Source organism: Stenotrophomonas sp. WHRI 8082, from assembly GCF_040223995.2.
Classification (GTDB): domain Bacteria; phylum Pseudomonadota; class Gammaproteobacteria; order Xanthomonadales; family Xanthomonadaceae; genus Stenotrophomonas.
The window spans coordinates 1,547,395-1,564,804 of record NZ_CP167826.1; the positions used below are offsets into that span (position 1 = coordinate 1,547,395).

Genomic DNA, 17,410 nt, shown 5'->3' on the forward strand with positions numbered 1-17,410 from the left:
CAGATCAACGCTGCAGGAAGTTGCGCAGCAGCGCGTGACCGTGTTCGGTCAGGATGGATTCGGGGTGGAACTGCACGCCTTCCACCGGGTGCTCGCGATGCCGAAGGCCCATGATTTCTTCGACCGACCCGTCGTCGTTCTCGGTCCAGGCAGTGACTTCCATGCATGCAGGCAGACGCGTCTTGTCCACCACCAGTGAGTGGTAGCGCGTGGCCTGGTAGCGATCGGGAAGCCCGGCGAACACGCCCTTGCCTTCGTGTCGGATGGCCGACGTCTTTCCGTGCATGATGTTGCCTGCACGGATCACCGTGCCACCGTACACCTGGCCGATACCCTGGTGGCCCAGGCAGACGCCGAGGATCGGCGTGGTCGGGCCCAGCCGCTGGATCAGTTCCAGCGACACACCCGCTTCGTTGGGTGTACACGGCCCGGGCGAAATCACGATGCGCTCCGGTCTCTGCGCGGCGATCTCATCGACCGTCATGGCATCGTTGCGCACCACCTTGACCTCGGCACCCAGCGTCTGCAGGTACTGCACGAGGTTGTAGGTGAAGCTGTCGTAGTTGTCGATCATCCACAACATGGATCAGGTTCCGTCGCTTATCAGAAAAATGGCGTACACATTCTCGGTGTACGTGATGGGTCCGGCTTCAATCGATTCGCGCGTGTAGGGCGCTTGCGGAGCTGGCGGCGCGGGCGGAGTGACCAGATCCGTCGGTCGCGTCTCGGCGATAACGGACGCGCCATCGGTGGGCCATTGCCCCGCCTGCACGCCGTAGGCAAAGCTCGGGGCCACGTCGGAGATGCTGTACAGGCCGCGGATGCGTGCACCATAGGCGGTTGCCAAGGCCCTGGCCGAGTGCCGGGTCTGTGCAGCGGCCTCACCTTTCAGTTCACGGCGCAGCGCGACAACATCGGAGTAGCCCGGCGCCAGGCTGCTGACCTGCAGCGTGTCACTGGCATTGAGTGCGCCAAGGAATCCCTGCATCGCCTGCGGGCTGGCAAAGCTGCCCTTCAAGCGGCGACTGACGCGGGTGCCGATGAAGACCGGTCCGGCCTGCTCGTAGCGGTGTGCCGGCCCGATGTCGAGGTTATCCGCGCGCACGCTGCCCGCCACTGCGCCGTGCTTTTTGAACAGCGTCAGCACGCGCGCGGCATCCTCCTGCACCTTGGCCCGCGCCGTGTCGGCATCCATGTCGACCTGGGCAAGCGTCAACTGCAGGGTGAAGCGGTCGGGCATCACCTCACGGCGCGCTTCGCCCTTCACCAGCAGGTGCGGCTGGTCCGGGATCGTGTTGGCCTGCGCCAACGCCTCAGGTGCCAGCGTAGCCAACAGCGACGACCACAGAAGAACGCTCGACAGCTTCATGCGGTATTCCTTGTCATGGAGGGAAAAAGCACAAACGCGCCCGGCGCAGTGACCCGGCGCATGCGAGGATTACAGGCCTTTCGCCGCCTGGGCCACCGCACGGAACAACGCGCGGCCTTTGTTCATCGTTTCGTCCCACTCTTTCTGCGGATCGGAGTCGTAGACGATGCCAGCGCCGGCCTGCACGTGCAGGCGTCCGTCCTTGATCACCGCGGTGCGGATCGCAATGGCCGTGTCTGCATCACCGTGCCAGCCGATGTAGCCGATGCTGCCGGCGTACACGTTGCGTTTGATCGGTTCCAGTTCGCGGATCACTTCCAGCGCGCGGATCTTCGGCGCGCCACTGACCGTTCCGGCCGGGAAGGTCGCGCGCAGCACATCGGCATAACTCAGACCCGGCTGCAGCGTGCCGGTCACTTCGCTGACGATGTGCATCACATGGCTGTAGCGTTCAATCACGAACTGCTCGCCGACCTCCACCGTACCGGCCGTGGATACCCGGCCCGCGTCGTTGCGGCCCAGGTCGATCAGCATCAGGTGCTCGGCACGCTCCTTCGGATCGGCCAGCAGCTCCACTTCCAGCGCATTGTCTTCTTCCACGGTGGCGCCGCGCGGACGCGTGCCGGCGATGGGGCGCACGGTCACTTCGCCGACACCGTTGGCGTCGTGCTGCAGGCGCACCAGGATCTCCGGCGATGAGCCCACGACCTGCATGTCACCGACATCCAGGAAGTACATGTAGGGCGATGGATTGAGCGCACGCAGCGCACGGTAGACATCCACCGGTCGCGCCTTGAAGGGCACGCTCAGGCGCTGGCTCAGCACCACCTGGAAAATGTCGCCGGAGCGGATGTAATCCTTGCTGCGCTCCACCGCGTCGATGAACCCGTCGCGGGTGAAGCCTGAAATGAAGTCACTTTCGTCCAGCACATCGCTGTGCAACGGTGCCGGATAGCCCGCACCCGGCGCGCGCAGTTTGGCCACCAAGCCGTCCAGTCGCGTCTGTGCCTCGTCCCACGCACCCGGTTGGCGCGGATCGGCGTGCACGATCAGGTACAGCCGTCCCTTGAGGTTGTCGAACACCGCCAGCTCTTCGGAGTGCATGAGCAGGATGTCCGGCGTGCCCAGCTCATCGCGGCCCGCAGGCGGTGCCAGGCGCGGCTCGATGTAGCCGATGCACTCGAAGCCGAACCAGCCCACCAGCCCGCCGGTGAAGCCCGGCAGACCGTCCAGCTTCGGCACCGAATGCGCGCTGCGCAGCGCCTCTACTTCGGCGAACGGATCGGCGACCTCGCGGCGTTCGACCTCCACGCCGTTTTCGGCGATGGACAACGTATGCCCACGGAAGGTGTACACGCGGCGCGCCGGCAGACCGATGATGGAATAGCGACCGAAGCGCTCACCGCCCTCGACCGATTCAAACAGATAGGTGTGCGGGCCGTCGGCGAGCTTCAGATAGACCGAAAGCGGCGTGTCCAGGTCGGACAGCACTTCACGGACGACGGGGATGCGGGTGTGGCCTTCAGCGGCCTGCTGCTGGAACTGAGCGGGGGTATTCAACACGACTTTCCTTCCGGGATGCGGCGGTGGCGGGACGGACGACGGCTACAGGCCACCATCGCCACCAACGGCGAGCGGAAGAAAGACTATGCGGGGTCGTCAGAATGGACACCGGGCCACTGTACCGCATGGGTGGGGCCGGGCGGAAGCCGGGCGAGCCCACCAGCGGCCCGCTCACCGTGCCCCGATCCGCGCCCGCTAGGCCATGCGCAGGGCGGCGCGCTGCTGCTCCTGGGCGTGATCCTGCTGTTCCTGCTGCTCGGCGGCGATGCCTGCCGTCAGCGTCGGCGTCATGGCCGGTGCCTGCCGCTGGCGGTCAACCTCCGCCGCCTGCTCGGTGCTGACGCTCAACGGCTGCTGCAGGCCGGAGGCGACATCCACATACGCATAGCGCTTGGTGAAGGACGCGGCATCGGCCGTGTCCACCGCGAAGGCGCGCGCCTGGTCATCGCTCAGCATCACCTGCTCGATGGACTGCAGGCCATCCTGCTTCGCCTTGGCGGCAAGCGCGCCGGCCAGCTGATCACTCTGCAGGTCAGGCACGCGGTTGTAGCTGGCGTCGATACGGTGGACCCCGCTCTGCGCGCCCTGGAACAACCGGAAATCAGCATGGTCCGGATCGTTGATCGCAACCGGACGGGCCGCGGGTGACGGCGCCTGCTGCTGCACTTCAAGCAACGTCCGGGCGGCGGCTTCCTGCTTCTGGATTTCCGCATCCAGGCTGGGAATCACCGTGTCGGCCATGCCGTGGCGCGCCGTCGCTTCGCCGAAGGCTGCACTGATGTTGCTTGTGAACGCGGTGGTGCTGGCCAGGTTCCGTTCGTTCTGCGGCATCGTCAGTGCGGGCGTGTGGGTGGCCAGCGCCGCACCCAGCGCCGTGGTCGCCCCGCCAACGGAAGAGAGCACGACGGGCGCATACGAGGTAACACCGGCCACCTGCTGCCCGCTCCAGTCCGCGGCCTGGTTCAGGGTGGCACCGTACTGGGCATAGCCGTTGCGCAGGCCCTCGGAGGACCACTGCGTCCCGGCCTGGATCTGCGCACCGATGTGCTCACCGCCCGCCCGGATCCGGGCGGCGTCGCCTGCCGCCTGCTGCGTGGCCTGCTCGGCCTTCAGCGCGTGGTCGGCCTGCGACTGTGTGCCGCGCTGGCGCAACTGCTCGGCCGTCTCGTCAGCGCCCACCCAGCCCGCCACGGTGGCGCCCCAACCGCTCAAGGTGCGGTCGCGATAGCCTTCCACGCGGTGCTTGATCGCCTCGACCTGGCCGGCGAGTTCGCGTCCCTGCGCGATCACCGTGGCCCCGCCCTGCACGCCCACGCGCAGGCTGGTCCCGCCGAAATCCACCACGCTGCCGATCGCCTTGCCCTGCATCGTCGCGCCCTGCTGGATGACATCACCGGCCACGTCCAGCCCTTTGCCGCCCAGTGCGCCCATGCGCTCGATCTGCTCGCCGGCCAGCCGCCCGCCCCGCATGCCCTGTGCCCCCGCCACCAGCACGGTCGACAACGGGCCGGCCAGCTCGGCCACCTGGCTGGGAGCCGCTACCTGCGCCCGGTCGATCAGGTTGCCCTGCGCGTCGCGCGTCTTGGGGTCCAGCAGGATCTCCATCCTGCCGGCAGCAACCGGCACGCTGCGCAGCGCCTGCGCACCGGGTTCAGTGGCCAGCCGCTCGATCAGCTGGGCGGCGGCCTCTTGCGCGTGCTCGGGCAGCGCTGCCTGCAGCTTGCCGGTGACCAGTCCCTGCATCATCGGCTGGCGCAGCAGTATCGTGGTTTCATTGGCCAGCAGGCCGAAGTCCTGCCGCTGGCGATCGCTCAGCCGCTGCAGCCCGTTCTGCACGTCGTTGAGGACTTCGCCGCTGGTTTCATAGGTGTGGACCGTATCGCGGGTGTTGAAAGTGGGCAGCCCGTTGTCTTCCCCGTAGCGTGCTGCGGTCTGCGGGTGCAGGCCGGCGGAGTTGAACGTGGTCGCGCGGGCGCCCGTCACTGCCGATGCCGCCGACGCCATGCCGCCACCGAGCGAGTGACCGGCGATTTCGAAGCTCTCGCCCACCTGCTGTTGGACGCGCACCGCAAGTGCCATGGCGCGATCGTAATAATCGCTGCGCATGCCAACTCCCTGCTGGCCATTATTGAGGAAGTCCTCGCTCGCGGATTCACGCCGACCGCCCAAGGCGGACGGGTCAATGATCTCGCCCGTTGACCCCTTGAAGACGATGACAGGCTTCGCATCCTCTCCGAACACGCGCTTGTCCGGAATATAGATTTCCGCGCGAAAACCGGACTGCCGCGGATGCAGAAGGTCAGAGAGCTGCGCATCCGACAGGTCGATTCCCACAGCACGTACTGCGCCGGGATCAGCGCTACCCCGTACCCAGCCGGTCGGTGCTTCACCTTCGTGCTTGGCCGAAAGATAGACGTCAGCGGCCAGCCCCGACATTTCACGCGCGTGGTGGGTTTCCTGAAGCCTGCTCGCCTGCTCGTCATTTCCGCTGTCGCGCAATTGCCGGACGAGAAGGCTCTGCTCGTGGATGGCGCGTACACGCGCCTCGATCTCGGGATCACTCATGGCAGGCTCCATTGCACAGTAGAAAGCACGCGACTTTCCTCAGTCGCGGCGATCATCGAATAACAGAAAGTTCTGCTAATGTCACCCGCCAAGGGCTTTCTATCAGGTAGATCATGCGGACCAGCCTTCACATCTCTTCGGCAAAAGCACTCTCCTACGTGGCGCTTCTGCTGCTGGTTGCCACCAGTGGCTGCGCCGCCCCGTCCAGCCATGGCGCTGCACAGTATTTTCAAGGCGATGCACTCAAGCTGGCCATTGCCAGTGAAAATGGGGATGTGGACGAAATTCAGCAGCTTACAAGGCAGAAAGGCGTCAATCCGGACAAAGAGTTCTCCAGCCGCGAGGGCATTCCCCTGCTTGCCTGGCCGCTGCGCGCGAAGAACCTGCAGGGATTGCAGGCAATGCTGGAAAGCGGCGCCGATCCCGATGCCCGGCTGGTCAAAAGAATGAACGGCGAAGTGATCCGCTTCAACAATGCGATGGTCTACGCAGCAAAGATGGACGATCCACGATTTCTCGACGCGCTGCTGAGGCATCGCGGTGATCCAGACACCCGGAATTCAAACAACGAAACGCTGCTGTTCCAAGCATTCATCAGCGGCAACCAATGGAAGAACGTCCAGTTGCTGGTGGAGAACGGGGCGGATATCAATGCGCCGAGCATCGGGCCTTCCGACACGGTCATCAGCTGGTACAGCGGCCGAGGCGCCTTCGAGCACGTCTATTGGCTGCTCGAACACGGCGCCGACCCGACGGTGATGCTGACGTCATCGATCGGAAAGCCCGACCGCATGTTCATCGCTGAAGATATCTATTGGGGCATCACCACGCCCGATCTGCTTCCCTGGCAGAAAAAGTGCCAGCAATGGCTGATCGCGCGCAACATCCCTCGACCGCCCATGCCAGATGGCATACGGGCCAAGCGCAAGGCCTTTGGATTTCCCACCAAGGAAGAGGATATTCCGCTGCTGTGACGCGTTGACGGCTGCAACAGCGTCCAGCGCGGCGCTCAGCCTCAGCGCTTGCTGACCGACAGCAACGCACAGTCCGCGGGCAAATGCATCCGCACGCGGCGCGGCACACATTCGATGCGGAAGTGACGCGCTTCCACCGGTTCACCGTCCAGATTCAGGGTGAGCGGCTTTTCCGCAAGAATCTCTACCCGGTTCAGGCGCGCGCGCGTGGCTACGCGTTCCAGCGCAGCCTCTTTGCCGCCGGTGACCAGTTGCCCCAACATTGCCCCGACTTCACCCGTCAGTTCGGGGATCACCGTGACATCCAGCTGTCCGTCATCGATGAGTGCTTGCGGGCACAGCGCCTGGCCACCGCCGGCCTGGCGACCGTTGCCGATGCCGAGCGCGATGAAGCCGCCTTCCCACTCGAAGCCAGGGCCATGCAGGCGCGCCAGGATCGGCTCGATGCGGCCCAGCTTGGAGATACCGGTCAAAACGTAAGCCAAGCCACCCAGCACCTTCTTCAGGCCTTCATCGGTTTCCACGGTGACCTGGGTTCCGAAGCCGCCACTGGCGACGTTGGCGCACCACCAGACTTTGCCGTCGGCATCGATCCGCAGTAGGTCGATGGCGCGCGGCGCCTGTGCGGTGATAAGGGCCAGCACCTCGGCCGGGGTTTCAGGAAACCCGGCAGCCGTGGCGAAATCGTTCGCCGTGCCCAACGGCAACAGCGCCAAGGAGGGCAGCGCATCGGCGGGCTCATCGCGGTGCGCCAGCGTTTCCGCGACGGCGCTCAGGGTGCCGTCGCCGCCACCAGCGATGATGACGTCCACGCCGTTGTCGATGGCCTCGGCCACGTAGCGTTCGGCGTCGCCGCCTTCCCAGGTAACGCGGACTTCCAGATCGATACCGCGCTCCCGCCACACCTTGACCGCATCACGTACGTCGACGTCCCCGGCGGATTTTCCGTTGAGGATCAAACGCCAGCGGGAAAGGCTCATGGGGGCTTCACGGAAGGGGGGTGGCACAGGCTAGCAGTGCCGCGTTCGGTAGCAGTGAATGTCATCGGCCTGTCACCGTATGCCCGGATCATGGGAGGCCATAGCAGGGAAGACGGATGGAGGCAGGATCAGCCTCCGATTATTTCAGCAGGGCCACGCCGGCAGCGGCGGGGCCTTTTTTTTTGGGTGCCAGCCCTGCTTCCGGGGAGCATTCCGGCACTGGCCCCGCGCTCTGGTTTTGGCGGGTGCTCTGGTTTTGGCGGGTGATCTGATACTGCCGGGTGCTCTGGTATCTGGGGGCGCTCGCGCTCTGGTAGAGCCGGCTTCAGCCGGCTGCCCTCTGCGATCGTGCCTGACGCAGCCGGCTGAAGCCGGCTCTACCGGATGCTGCGCGATGCAGCCGGTTGAAGCCGGCTCTACCGGATGCTGCGCGACGCAGCAGGCTGAAGCCGGCTCTACCGAGGGCGTTACCGGGCGAAATCGTGCAGCGCTTCGCCTTCCAGGCGGTACACGGTCCATTCGTCCTGCGGCTTGGCGCCGGCGGCGACGTAGAAGTCGATGGCAGGTTGGTTCCAGTCCAGCACCGACCATTCAAAGCGGCCGCAGCCGGCATCCACGGCCAGCCGGGCGATGTGCTTCAGCAGCGCCTTGCCGGCACCCGATCCGCGCCGTTGCGGGCAGATGTACAGGTCTTCCAGATAGATGCCCTTGCGGCCCAGCCACGTGGAGTAATTGTAGAAATACACCGCATAGCCGATCGCTTCGCCGTCTGCCTCGCAGACCAGCGCCTGCGCGCTCGCATCAGGGCCGAACAGACTGGCGGCGATGCCGGCCTCGTCGGTCTGCACCGACGACTCAGCCTTCTCATAGACCGCCAGTTCGCGGATGAAACGCAGGATCAGACCTGCATCAGCAACAGTGGCCGGACGAATGTTCATGGGCAGAAAAGGGGACGGAGGGAATTAAACGAGTTTAATTCCCTCCGTCCCCTTTTTTCTCAGCGGGCAGCGGCGACGTTGGCGCGCATCGCGCTGATCACCTGTTGGTAATCCGGTGCGTTGAAGATGGCCGAGCCCGCCACGAACGCATCGGCGCCGGCGGCGGCGATCGCGCCGATGTTGTCGGCCTTTACCCCGCCGTCGATCTCCAGGCGGATGTCCTTGCCGCTGGCATCGATCTTCTGGCGGACGACCTTCAGCTTGTCCAGCGCCGAGGGGATGAACGCTTGGCCGCCAAAGCCCGGGTTGACCGACATCAGCAGCACCAGGTCCAGGTCGTCCAGCACCCAGTCCAGGATGTCCACCGGGGTGCCCGGATTGAGCACCAGGCCCGGCTTGCAGCCCAGCGAGCGGATCAGCTGGATCGTGCGATGCGGATGGCGGCTGGCCTCGGGATGGAAGCTGATATAGGTGGCACCGGCCTCGGCGAAGTCGGGGATGATGCGGTCCACCGGCTCCACCATCAGGTGTACGTCGATCGGCGCGGTCACGCCATGCTTGCGCAGCGCCTGGCAGACCAGCGGCCCGATGGTCAGGTTCGGTACGTAATGGTTGTCCATCACATCGAAATGGACCCAGTCCGCGCCGGCGGCGAGTACGTTGTCGACCTCCTCGCCAAGGCGGGCGAAGTCTGCGGACAGGATGGACGGGGCAATGATGCAGTTGGACATGGCCGGGGCCTTCGGAGCAGGGAGAAAGAGGGAAACTCAGCGCTTGCGCAGGGTCTTGATGCGGTCGTAGGCGGCGTTGACGCGGCGGCTCTTCGCCTCGGCCTGCTTGAGCAGTTCCGGGGCGGCGCCGATCAGCTTGTCGGGGTGGTACTGCGACATCAGCCGGCGGTAGGCCAGGTCGATTTCCGACTCGGTGGCCGACGAGGTCAGGCCCAGTTCGCGGTACGGGTTCTCCTTGTTCAGACGGAACCAGTCCGCATCGAAGGCGTGCCCGATCAGCAGCCCCAGTACCGCGCCGAACAACGGATTGGGCCGGAACAGCAGGGCCCCGGCGATGAAACCCAGCAGTTTTCCGTACCAGCGCATGGCGCTCCGGGGAGATTTGGCCAATTGGGCTTTCATTTTACGTCACAGCCGCCCCGGACGGCTTTACACTAGGCCGCCCGCTGGCCGGCGGGCCCTCCGGGTCCCTGGGCAGCCGTATCGACGAAGCCTCCAGGAGTGCCCGTGCCGACCACGTTGTTGCAATCCGATCTTCCCGGCCTGCCCTTGCGCCATCGCGGCAAGGTGCGTGACGTTTTCGATATTCCGCGCGAGCGCCTGCCGGTTGGCACGCCCCCGGGGGACTACCTGCTGATGGTCGCTACCGACCGTCTGTCGGCCTTCGATGTGGTGCTGCCCGATCCGATTCCCGGCAAGGGCGAAATGCTCTGCCAAGTATCGAATTTCTGGTTCGCCAAGACCGCGCACCTGATGCCCAACCACCTCACCGACATCGACGTGGCCAGCGTGCTGCCCGACGGCGTGGATGCGGCGCTGTATGCCAAGCGCGCCGTGGTCACCAAAAAGCTGAAGCCGGTACCGGTGGAAGCCATCGCCCGTGGCTACCTGATCGGCAGCGGCTGGAAGGATTACCAGCGCACCGGCAAGGTCAGCGGCATTGAACTGCCCAACGGCCTGCGCCAGGCCGAGAAGCTGCCCGAGCCGATCTTCACTCCCTCGACCAAGGCCGCAGTCGGCGACCATGACGAAAACATCGACTTCGACGCGATGGTGAAGACGGTGGGTGCCGACCTGGCTGAGCGCGTCCGCGACGCCACCCTGCGCATCTACGCCTTCGCCGCCGATTACGCGCGCGAGCGCGGCATCATCCTGGCCGACACCAAGTTCGAGTTCGGCACCGATGAAGACGGTCGCCTGTACATCATGGACGAGATGCTGACGCCGGATTCGTCGCGTTACTGGCCGGCCGACGAGTACGAAGTGGGCACCAGCCCGCCGAGCTATGACAAGCAGTTCGTCCGCGATTACCTGGAGACGCTCGATTGGGGCAAGACCGCCCCCGGCCCGAGCATCCCCGCCGAGGTGATCGAGCGCACCCGCGCCAAGTACGCCGAAGCCCTGCAGCGCCTGGCGGGCATCAGCGTCGATTGAGGTAGTGGCGGGCCCAGCCCGCCCCACCCATCAGGAAAGGTTGCCGGCCCCGCGGCCGGCTCGACCGGAGGCACCATGTCCAGCACCTCGCTTGCCCGCCCCGTGGACCGCTACTTCGCCAGCTATTCCGACGACCACCGCAATGTGCTGAACCAGCGGATCCATGTGGTCGCGGTGCCGGCCATCCTGTGGTCGGTCGTCGCCCTGCTCTGGTGCCTGCCGCCGCTGATCACCTGGTTCCAGAACGGCATCTGGGCCGGCCTGGCGATGTTCGGCGCGTGGTGTTTCTACAACCGGCTGTCGCGGCCGCTGGGACTGGGCATGCTGGCGGTGCTGTTCGTGATCGGCTGCACCTGCCGCCTGCTGGAAGCACGGATCGGCCTGGGCAACCTCGCCCGATTGGCCGCCGTGGTGTTCGTGCTTGCCTGGATCGCACAATTCATCGGCCACAAGGCCGAGGGCCGCAAGCCGAGCTTCCTCACCGACCTGACCTACCTGCTGATCGGACCGGCGTGGGTGCTGGCCAAGGTCTACCGCAAGTTCGATTGGCGCTATTGACCCGCTCTTGCTGAACGAGATCGACGCGTATTCAGCACGCGAAACGTAGACGGTGTGCGACCGCGCGGGCTCCCTGAGCGGTGTCCAATCGGCCGACTGACGGTTTCAACCATCCCTTTGCAGCCCCTGCCGTACGGGGGATGCAGCGGTGCACGCGCCATTCGCGACACATGCGACACAGTGTCCAGCGCGCTCCCGCAGCGCCGCTGTCCCGACACCGGCAAAGGTTAAAAAAATGAATAAGCACACGATCCGTGCAATTGGTGACCTGTTCGTGGGTATCGGCAGCAAATGGCAGCCTGTTAGACTGCATGACCTGCTCGTGAATCGCGTATTCCCTGCATGATCCCAAGCCTTATCCTGCTGCTCGCCCTGCCCTTCCTGTTGGCCGTGGCGGTCGCCGCATTACCCCGAAGTTCGCGCAGCACGGCCGCTTGGTTGGCCGCGGCCGCGCCGTTGGCCGGTCTCGCCCTGCTTGCCACGCTCACGCCGGCCGTCCTGGATGGCGAGGTGCTGCGCAGCAGTGGCCAGTGGCTGCCGCAGATCGGGCTGGATTTCACCCTGCGCCTGGACGGCCTGGCCTGGATGTTCGCCGGGATGGTGCTCGGCATCGGCGCCCTGGTGGTGCTGTATGCCCACTATTACCTGAGCCCGCAGGACAACGCGCACCGCTTCTTCTGCTATCTGCTGCTGTTCATGGGCGCGATGCTGGGCATGGTGCTGTCCGGCAACCTGCTGCTGTTGATGATTTTCTGGGAACTGACCAGCATCAGCTCGTTCCTGCTGATCGGCTTCTGGTCGCACCGTCAGGACGCACGTGAAGGCGCGCGCATGGCGTTGGTCATCACCGGCGGCGGTGGCTTGGCGCTGCTGGGTGGCGTGCTGTTGATCGGCCGCATCGTCGGCAGCTTCGATCTGGACGTTGTACTGGCTGCAGGTCAGCAGATCCGCGACAGCGCGCTGTACCCGTACGTGCTGTTCCTCGTGCTTGCCGGCATCTTCACCAAGAGCGCGCAGTTCCCGTTCCACTTCTGGCTGCCGCAGGCCATGGCCGCGCCCACCCCGGTGTCCGCCTACCTGCATTCGGCGACCATGGTGAAGGCCGGGGTGTTCCTGCTGGCGCGCCTGCACCCGGCGCTGGCCGGCACCGATCTGTTCTTCTATACGGTCAGTGGCATCGGCGCACTGACCCTGCTGATCGGCGCGTGGAATGCCATTTTCCAGCACGATCTGAAGGGTCTGCTGGCCTATTCCACGATCTCCCACCTGGGCCTGATCACGATGCTGTTCGGGCTGTCCACGCCGATGGCGGTGGTCGCCGGCGTGTTCCATATCCTCAACCACGCCACGTTCAAAGCATCGCTGTTCATGGCGGCCGGCATCATCGACCACGAAACCGGCACCCGCGACATGCGCAAGCTCGGTGGGCTGAGGAAGCTGATGCCCTTCACCAGCGCGCTGGCGATCATCGCCTCGCTGGCGATGGCCGGCATTCCTCTGCTCAACGGCTTCCTGTCGAAGGAAATGCTGTTCGCCGAGGCCCTGGATGCGGGGGGCCCGGAGCCGATGCGGCTGGCCATGTCCATGGCCGCGCTGCTGGCCGGCGTACTCGGCGTGGCCTACAGCCTGCGCTTCGTGCACGACACGTTCTTCGGCAAGGGCCCGCACGATCTGGATCGCGTGCCGCACGAGCCACCGCGCTGGATGAAGGTGCCGGTGGAAATCCTGGTGGTGATCTGCGTGGCGGTGGGTATTGCGCCGGCACTGACCATCGCGCCGGTCCTGCATGCCGGTGCAGCGTCCATCCTGGGCGCCCGGATGCCCGAGTACAGCCTGTCCATCTGGCATGGCTTCAATCTGCCGCTGGCGATGAGCGCGGCCGGCGTACTCGGCGGCATCGCGCTGTATTTCGGGCTGCGCAGGCTGATCAACCTGTATGCCGTGCGCAACACCACGCCCGGGCGTGACGCTTTCCATCACCAACTGGACCTGCTCTCCGCGCTGGCCCAGCGGCTGACCGGCGCCATCGCCAACGGCAGCCTGCAGCGCATGCTGCTGGGCCTGGTGGTGGTCGCGGTGATCGTCGGTGCAGCGCCGTGGCTGGCCGCGCCCGCTTGGCCGAACTGGCCCTCGCCACAGCCGATGCCGTTGCTGGGCTGGGCGCTGTGGGCGGTGATGATGGCCTGCGCCATGGCCACCCTGCGCATGTACAAGCAGCGCCTGCTGGCGGTGCTGCTGGTGGGCGGCGTCGGCCTGATGGTGGCCATGACCTTCGTGTTCCTGTCCGCACCGGACCTGGCACTGACCCAGTTGCTGGTGGAGATGGTTACCCTGGTGCTGATGCTGCTGGGCATGAACTACCTGCCGGCGCAGTCGGTGACCGAGCGCTCCAAGCTGCGCAAGTACCGCGATGCCGGCATTGCGCTGGTGGCCGGCCTCGGGCTGGCCGCGCTGGCCTACACGGCCATGACCCTGCCGCCGAACACGATGGCCGGTGAGATGCTCGCCCGCGCCCTGCCTGAAGCGTATGGCAGCAACGTGGTCAATGTGATCCTGGTCGACTTCCGCGGCTTCGATACCTTCGGCGAGATCACCGTGTTCGGCATTGCCGCCCTGGTGGTGCATGCCATGTTGCGGCGGTCGCGGATGGCGCCGGAACAGATCATGCCCGGCCCGCCGATCAAGCTGCCGGTGCCGGCCGACCTGGCACAGATCATGTTCCCGCTGACGCTGACGGTGTCGATCTTCATGTTCCTGCGCGGCCACAACTCGCCCGGCGGCGGCTTCATCGCCGGCCTGATCCTGGCCGTGCCACTGCTGATCCAGTACGTCATCCAGGGCACCGCCTCGGTGGAGTCGCGCTTTGGTTTCGACTACATCCGCTGCATCGGCATCGGCCTGCTTATTGCGGTCGTGAGTGGTTGTGCGTCGATGCTGTTCGGCGTGCCGTTCCTGACCAGCGGCCACCTGGACCTGCACCTGCCGATCATCGGCGACGTGCCGCTGGCCAGTGCCATCGGCTTTGATACCGGCGTGTACCTGGTGGTGTTCGGGGGCGCGATGCTCATGCTTTCCATGATGGGCACCATCAAGCCGTCGCGCACCCGTACCGCGCGCCGCGGCGAGATCGATCCGCAGAAACGTTCCGCACTGACCGGGGAGATGCGCTGATGGAACTGGCCATTGCAAGTGCCATCGGCGTGCTGACGATGCTCGGCGTGTACCTGCTGCTGCGTGCGCGCAGCTTCGATGTGATCCTGGGCATGACCTTCCTGTCCTATGCCACCAACCTGCTCATCTTCGCCGGGGGCCGCTTGGTCGCCGGCAGGCCGCCGGTATTGAAGGAGGGGCTGGACGCCAACCTGGGCAACTACACCGACCCCCTGCCGCAGGCGCTGGTGCTGACCGCCATCGTGATCGCCTTTGCGATGACGGCGGTGACGATCGTGCTGGCGATCCGCAGCCGCAGCGACAACCACAGTGACCATGTGGATGCGCACGAGCCGGACGACGATGCACCGCCGCGCCGCGACGAGGACCACGCATGAACCATCTGGTGATCTTGCCGATCCTCATCCCACTGCTCGGCGCATCGCTGTCGTTGTTCGTGGAACACCGCCGCTTCGGCCCGCGCATCCAGCGTGCCGTGGCATGGGCATCACTCACCGCATTGCTCGCCGCAGTGCTGCTGTTGTTCGCGCGCACGGCCGACGGTGTCGCCCTGGTCTACCTGCTCGGCGACTGGCCGGCACGATTGGGCATCGCCCTGGTGGCCGACCGGCTGTCGGCCTGGATGGTGCTGACCACCGCCCTGCTCGCCATCGGCTGCCTGATGCATGCCTGCTCCGGCTGGGACCGCCGCGCACCGCACTTCCATGCCTTGTTCCAGTTCCAGCTGGTTGGCTTGAACGGCGCGTTCCTGACCGGCGACATCTTCAACCTGTTCGTGTTCTTCGAAGTGATGCTGATTGCTTCGTATGGCCTGCTGCTCAGCGGTGGCCGTGGCCTGCGCATGCGCATCGGCCTGCATTACGTGGTGTTCAACGTCACCGCGTCCACCCTGTTCCTGATCGCGCTCGGCCTGCTGTACGCCACGCTGGGTTCACTGAACATGGCCGAGATCGCGCAGCGCATTGCCGAGGTACCCGCCTCGCACCTGGTGCTGCTGAAGGCCACCATGGGCTTGCTGCTGCTGGTGTTCTGCGCGAAGGCGGCACTGATGCCGCTGTACCTGTGGCTGCCCGAATCGTATGCGCGCGCGCCGGCGGCCGTTGCCGCCCTGTTCGCCATCATGACCAAGGTCGGCCTGTACGCCGTGCTGCGCATCCAGAGCCTGTGGTTCGGTGACGAAGCCGGTGCGATGGCCGGGTACGGCCGCGACTGGCTGCTATGGGCCGGCGTGGTGACGCTGGTGCTGGGGGGCTTGGGCGTACTGGCCGCTGTGCGCCTGCGCGTGCTGATCTCGTATCTGGTGGTGGTGTCGGCCGCCACGCTGTTCATCGCTTTCTCGGTGGGCAACCAGCAGGTGCTCGCCGCCGGCCTGTATTACCTGCCGCACAGTACGTTCGTCGCGGCGGCGCTGTTCCTGATCGCCGATCTCATCCGCCGCCGTCGCGGCGGTGCCAGCGACCGCAAGGAAGTGATCGCGCCGATGCCGGGCAAGGAAACGCCCGCCGTGCTGTTCCTGATCGCGGCCATTTCCATCGCAGGCCTGCCGCCGCTGTCTGGCTTCCTGGCCAAGGCCGCGCTGCTGCAGGGCATGCCGCCCTACCTGACCGCACCGGTCTGGGCAGCGGTACTGGGCAGCAGCCTGCTGGTCATCATGGGCCTGGCCCGGGGTGGCATCCGGCTGTTCTGGCGTGTCCCCCACGCCGAGCCTGACGCGCCCAAGCCGCGCAAGGCACCGACGCGCCGGATAGAACTCCTGGCGGCGTGCCTGCTGCTGCTGTACGGCGTCGGCATGACCGTCTTTGCTGCGCCGCTGATGCGACACGCCGATGCGATCGCCAGTGACCTGCTGCAGCCCTCGGGCTATGTTGACCAGGTCCGCGCCACCCAGCCGGAGGTCCGCAATCCATGACCCAGAAACGTCCCCTGCTGCGCCGGATCTTTCCCTCGCTGCCGCTCACGATCATGGTCATCGTGTTCTGGCTGCTGATGTCGGACAGCTTCAGCGTGGGCCTGCTTGCGCTGGGCCTGCTGCTCGGGCTGGTCGTACCCTTGTTCGCCGCACGCCTTGACCGCGAGTTCGCCCGCATCGGGACCCTGCGGCCCGTGCCCAAACTGCTGGCGGTCACCCTGTGGGACATCCTGGTGTCCAATATCGAGGTGGCCGGCCAGGTGCTGGGGAAGGAGAGCAAGATTCACCCGGGCTTCGTCTGGATTCCGCTGGACATCGCCAACGTCCATGGCATTGCGGCACTGACCAGCATGATCACGCTGACCCCGGGTACGGTGTCGGCCGCACTGAGCGACGACCGCAAATACCTGCTGGTGCATGTGCTGAACCTGGACGATGAGCAGCACCTGATCACCGAGATCAAACGCCGTTACGAGGCCCCGCTGATGGAGATCTTCCCATGACCGGATTCGATGTCATCCAGAACACCCTGGTGGTATGCATGCACGTGGTGGGGTTGGCGATGCTGCTGGCCACCTGGCGCCTGCTGCGTGGCCCCACCGTTCCCGACCGCATCCTCGCGCTGGACACCCTGTCAGTGACCGCCATAGCCCAGCTGATGCTGTTCGGCATGTACCTCAATTCGGCCATCTACTTCGAGGCCGCGCTGATCCTCGCCATGCTCGGCTTCGGCAGCACGGTGGTGCTGAGCAAATTCGTGCTGCGCCGGGACATCGTCGAATGATCACCGCCATCCAGATCGTGCTGTCGGTGGTGCTCCTGTTCGGCTGCTTCTTCATCCTGGTCGGCGCGCTGGGACTGGTGAAGCTGTCCACCTTCTTCAAGCGCCTGCATGCGCCGACCAAGGCCAGCACGCTGGGCGTGGGCTGTGTGCTGGTGTCATCGGTGGCGTACCACATCTTCCTGGGCCAGGATCCGCAGCCGCGCGAACTGCTGATCACCATTTTCCTGTTCATCACCACGCCGATCAGCGCCCATCTGATGGCCAAGGCGGCGCTGTCGCTGCTGATGGAAACCCGCCCTACCCTGCCGGGTAACGAGCGGGCGAAAGAAGAGCAGTTGCCGCCACCGGAACCGGTGCGCGAGAAGGTCGTGGAAGAAACCAACGACACCTATACGTCGAATGAAAGCAAGACCGACGAATACGAGGGCTGACCG

General features: G+C 65.4%; 17 protein-coding genes. 9 read left to right on the plus strand and 8 right to left on the minus strand.

Annotation, left to right across the window (positions count from 1 at the left end):
• Positions 1–4: 4 nt before the first annotated feature.
• From ABRP17_RS06820 to ABRP17_RS06835, 4 genes are all read right to left on the minus strand, one after another.
• Positions 5–583 (minus strand): aminodeoxychorismate/anthranilate synthase component II, encoded by a 579-nt coding sequence (locus tag ABRP17_RS06820; RefSeq protein ID WP_349985780.1) that lies wholly within the window; start codon positions 581–583, stop codon positions 5–7.
• A gap of 3 nt (positions 584–586) precedes the next feature.
• A complete protein-coding gene (locus tag ABRP17_RS06825; protein ID WP_349985781.1) occupies positions 587–1,369 on the minus strand; it encodes an SIMPL domain-containing protein in 783 nt (260 codons plus the stop codon).
• 69 nt (positions 1,370–1,438) lie between these two features.
• Positions 1,439–2,929 carry an anthranilate synthase component I gene (gene trpE / locus ABRP17_RS06830; protein ID WP_188325263.1) on the minus strand — a complete coding sequence of 497 codons (1,491 nt, stop codon included), beginning with the start codon at positions 2,927–2,929 and terminating at the stop codon, positions 1,439–1,441.
• Positions 2,930–3,127: 198 nt separating this feature from the next.
• Positions 3,128–5,497, minus strand: a complete 2,370-nt coding sequence (locus ABRP17_RS06835; protein ID WP_349985782.1) for an XVIPCD domain-containing protein — start codon at positions 5,495–5,497, stop codon at positions 3,128–3,130.
• 113 nt (positions 5,498–5,610) lie between these two features.
• Between ABRP17_RS06835 and ABRP17_RS06840 the strand changes: the two genes are divergently transcribed.
• Positions 5,611–6,471 (plus strand): ankyrin repeat domain-containing protein, encoded by an 861-nt coding sequence (locus tag ABRP17_RS06840; RefSeq protein WP_349985783.1) that lies wholly within the window; start codon positions 5,611–5,613, stop codon positions 6,469–6,471.
• A gap of 41 nt (positions 6,472–6,512) precedes the next feature.
• On the opposite strand, the gene yegS is transcribed toward ABRP17_RS06840, so the two are convergent.
• The 4 genes from yegS to ABRP17_RS06860 all read right to left on the minus strand — a co-directional run bounded on the left by yegS (position 6,513) and on the right by ABRP17_RS06860 (position 9,486).
• Positions 6,513–7,451, minus strand: a complete 939-nt coding sequence (gene yegS / locus ABRP17_RS06845; RefSeq protein WP_349985784.1) for a lipid kinase YegS — start codon at positions 7,449–7,451, stop codon at positions 6,513–6,515.
• 467 nt (positions 7,452–7,918) lie between these two features.
• Positions 7,919–8,389: a GNAT family N-acetyltransferase gene (locus ABRP17_RS06850; RefSeq protein WP_349985785.1), complete on the minus strand. Its 471-nt coding sequence runs from the start codon at positions 8,387–8,389 to the stop codon at positions 7,919–7,921.
• Positions 8,390–8,448: 59 nt separating this feature from the next.
• The gene (rpe, locus tag ABRP17_RS06855; RefSeq protein ID WP_057509104.1) at positions 8,449–9,120 is read right to left on the minus strand and encodes a ribulose-phosphate 3-epimerase; all 672 of its coding nucleotides are present in this window, start codon (positions 9,118–9,120) and stop codon (positions 8,449–8,451) included.
• A gap of 36 nt (positions 9,121–9,156) precedes the next feature.
• Positions 9,157–9,486: a DnaJ family molecular chaperone gene (locus ABRP17_RS06860; RefSeq protein WP_188325268.1), complete on the minus strand. Its 330-nt coding sequence runs from the start codon at positions 9,484–9,486 to the stop codon at positions 9,157–9,159.
• A gap of 141 nt (positions 9,487–9,627) precedes the next feature.
• Between ABRP17_RS06860 and ABRP17_RS06865 the strand changes: the two genes are divergently transcribed.
• From ABRP17_RS06865 to ABRP17_RS06900, 8 genes are all read left to right on the plus strand, one after another.
• Entirely contained in the window at positions 9,628–10,554 is a 927-nt protein-coding gene (locus ABRP17_RS06865; RefSeq protein ID WP_192082541.1) for a phosphoribosylaminoimidazolesuccinocarboxamide synthase, read from the plus strand.
• Positions 10,555–10,629: 75 nt separating this feature from the next.
• Entirely contained in the window at positions 10,630–11,112 is a 483-nt protein-coding gene (locus ABRP17_RS06870; RefSeq protein WP_188325270.1) for a DUF962 domain-containing protein, read from the plus strand.
• A gap of 342 nt (positions 11,113–11,454) precedes the next feature.
• Complete coding sequence (locus ABRP17_RS06875; RefSeq protein ID WP_349985786.1) at positions 11,455–14,283, plus strand: monovalent cation/H+ antiporter subunit A; 2,829 nt, start codon at positions 11,455–11,457, stop codon at positions 14,281–14,283.
• Positions 14,283–14,660, plus strand: coding sequence for a Na+/H+ antiporter subunit C (locus ABRP17_RS06880; protein WP_042614269.1), 378 nt, complete (start codon positions 14,283–14,285; stop codon positions 14,658–14,660). The genes ABRP17_RS06875 and ABRP17_RS06880 overlap by 1 nt, the downstream gene beginning before the upstream one ends.
• Positions 14,657–16,192 carry a monovalent cation/H+ antiporter subunit D gene (locus tag ABRP17_RS06885; protein ID WP_188325272.1) on the plus strand — a complete coding sequence of 512 codons (1,536 nt, stop codon included), beginning with the start codon at positions 14,657–14,659 and terminating at the stop codon, positions 16,190–16,192. The genes ABRP17_RS06880 and ABRP17_RS06885 overlap by 4 nt, the downstream gene beginning before the upstream one ends.
• A complete protein-coding gene (locus ABRP17_RS06890; protein ID WP_188325273.1) occupies positions 16,189–16,695 on the plus strand; it encodes a Na+/H+ antiporter subunit E in 507 nt (168 codons plus the stop codon). Before ABRP17_RS06885 ends, ABRP17_RS06890 begins: the two co-directional genes overlap by 4 nt.
• Positions 16,692–16,976 carry a K+/H+ antiporter subunit F gene (locus ABRP17_RS06895; RefSeq protein WP_188325274.1) on the plus strand — a complete coding sequence of 95 codons (285 nt, stop codon included), beginning with the start codon at positions 16,692–16,694 and terminating at the stop codon, positions 16,974–16,976. The genes ABRP17_RS06890 and ABRP17_RS06895 overlap by 4 nt, the downstream gene beginning before the upstream one ends.
• Entirely contained in the window at positions 16,973–17,407 is a 435-nt protein-coding gene (locus ABRP17_RS06900) for a Na+/H+ antiporter subunit G (protein ID WP_188325275.1), read from the plus strand. The genes ABRP17_RS06895 and ABRP17_RS06900 overlap by 4 nt, the downstream gene beginning before the upstream one ends.
• Positions 17,408–17,410 lie beyond the last annotated feature (3 nt).

Excerpts from the sequence above, each read along its gene's own strand:
- ABRP17_RS06820 (WP_349985780.1), bottom strand. The coding sequence starts at position 583 with ATGTTGTGGATGATCGACAACTACGACAGCTTCACCTACAACCTCGTG.
- ABRP17_RS06825 (WP_349985781.1), bottom strand. The coding sequence starts at position 1,369 with ATGAAGCTGTCGAGCGTTCTTCTGTGGTCGTCGCTGTTGGCTACGCTG.
- ABRP17_RS06835 (WP_349985782.1), bottom strand. The coding sequence starts at position 5,497 with ATGAGTGATCCCGAGATCGAGGCGCGTGTACGCGCCATCCACGAGCAG.
- ABRP17_RS06840 (WP_349985783.1), top strand. The coding sequence starts at position 5,611 with ATGCGGACCAGCCTTCACATCTCTTCGGCAAAAGCACTCTCCTACGTG.
- yegS (WP_349985784.1), bottom strand. The coding sequence starts at position 7,451 with ATGAGCCTTTCCCGCTGGCGTTTGATCCTCAACGGAAAATCCGCCGGG.
- ABRP17_RS06850 (WP_349985785.1), bottom strand. The coding sequence starts at position 8,389 with ATGAACATTCGTCCGGCCACTGTTGCTGATGCAGGTCTGATCCTGCGT.
- rpe (WP_057509104.1), bottom strand. The coding sequence starts at position 9,120 with ATGTCCAACTGCATCATTGCCCCGTCCATCCTGTCCGCAGACTTCGCC.
- ABRP17_RS06860 (WP_188325268.1), bottom strand. The coding sequence starts at position 9,486 with ATGCGCTGGTACGGAAAACTGCTGGGTTTCATCGCCGGGGCCCTGCTG.
- ABRP17_RS06870 (WP_188325270.1), top strand. The coding sequence starts at position 10,630 with ATGTCCAGCACCTCGCTTGCCCGCCCCGTGGACCGCTACTTCGCCAGC.
- ABRP17_RS06875 (WP_349985786.1), top strand. The coding sequence starts at position 11,455 with ATGATCCCAAGCCTTATCCTGCTGCTCGCCCTGCCCTTCCTGTTGGCC.
- ABRP17_RS06880 (WP_042614269.1), top strand. The coding sequence starts at position 14,283 with ATGGAACTGGCCATTGCAAGTGCCATCGGCGTGCTGACGATGCTCGGC.
- ABRP17_RS06885 (WP_188325272.1), top strand. The coding sequence starts at position 14,657 with ATGAACCATCTGGTGATCTTGCCGATCCTCATCCCACTGCTCGGCGCA.
- ABRP17_RS06890 (WP_188325273.1), top strand. The coding sequence starts at position 16,189 with ATGACCCAGAAACGTCCCCTGCTGCGCCGGATCTTTCCCTCGCTGCCG.
- ABRP17_RS06895 (WP_188325274.1), top strand. The coding sequence starts at position 16,692 with ATGACCGGATTCGATGTCATCCAGAACACCCTGGTGGTATGCATGCAC.
- ABRP17_RS06900 (WP_188325275.1), top strand. The coding sequence starts at position 16,973 with ATGATCACCGCCATCCAGATCGTGCTGTCGGTGGTGCTCCTGTTCGGC.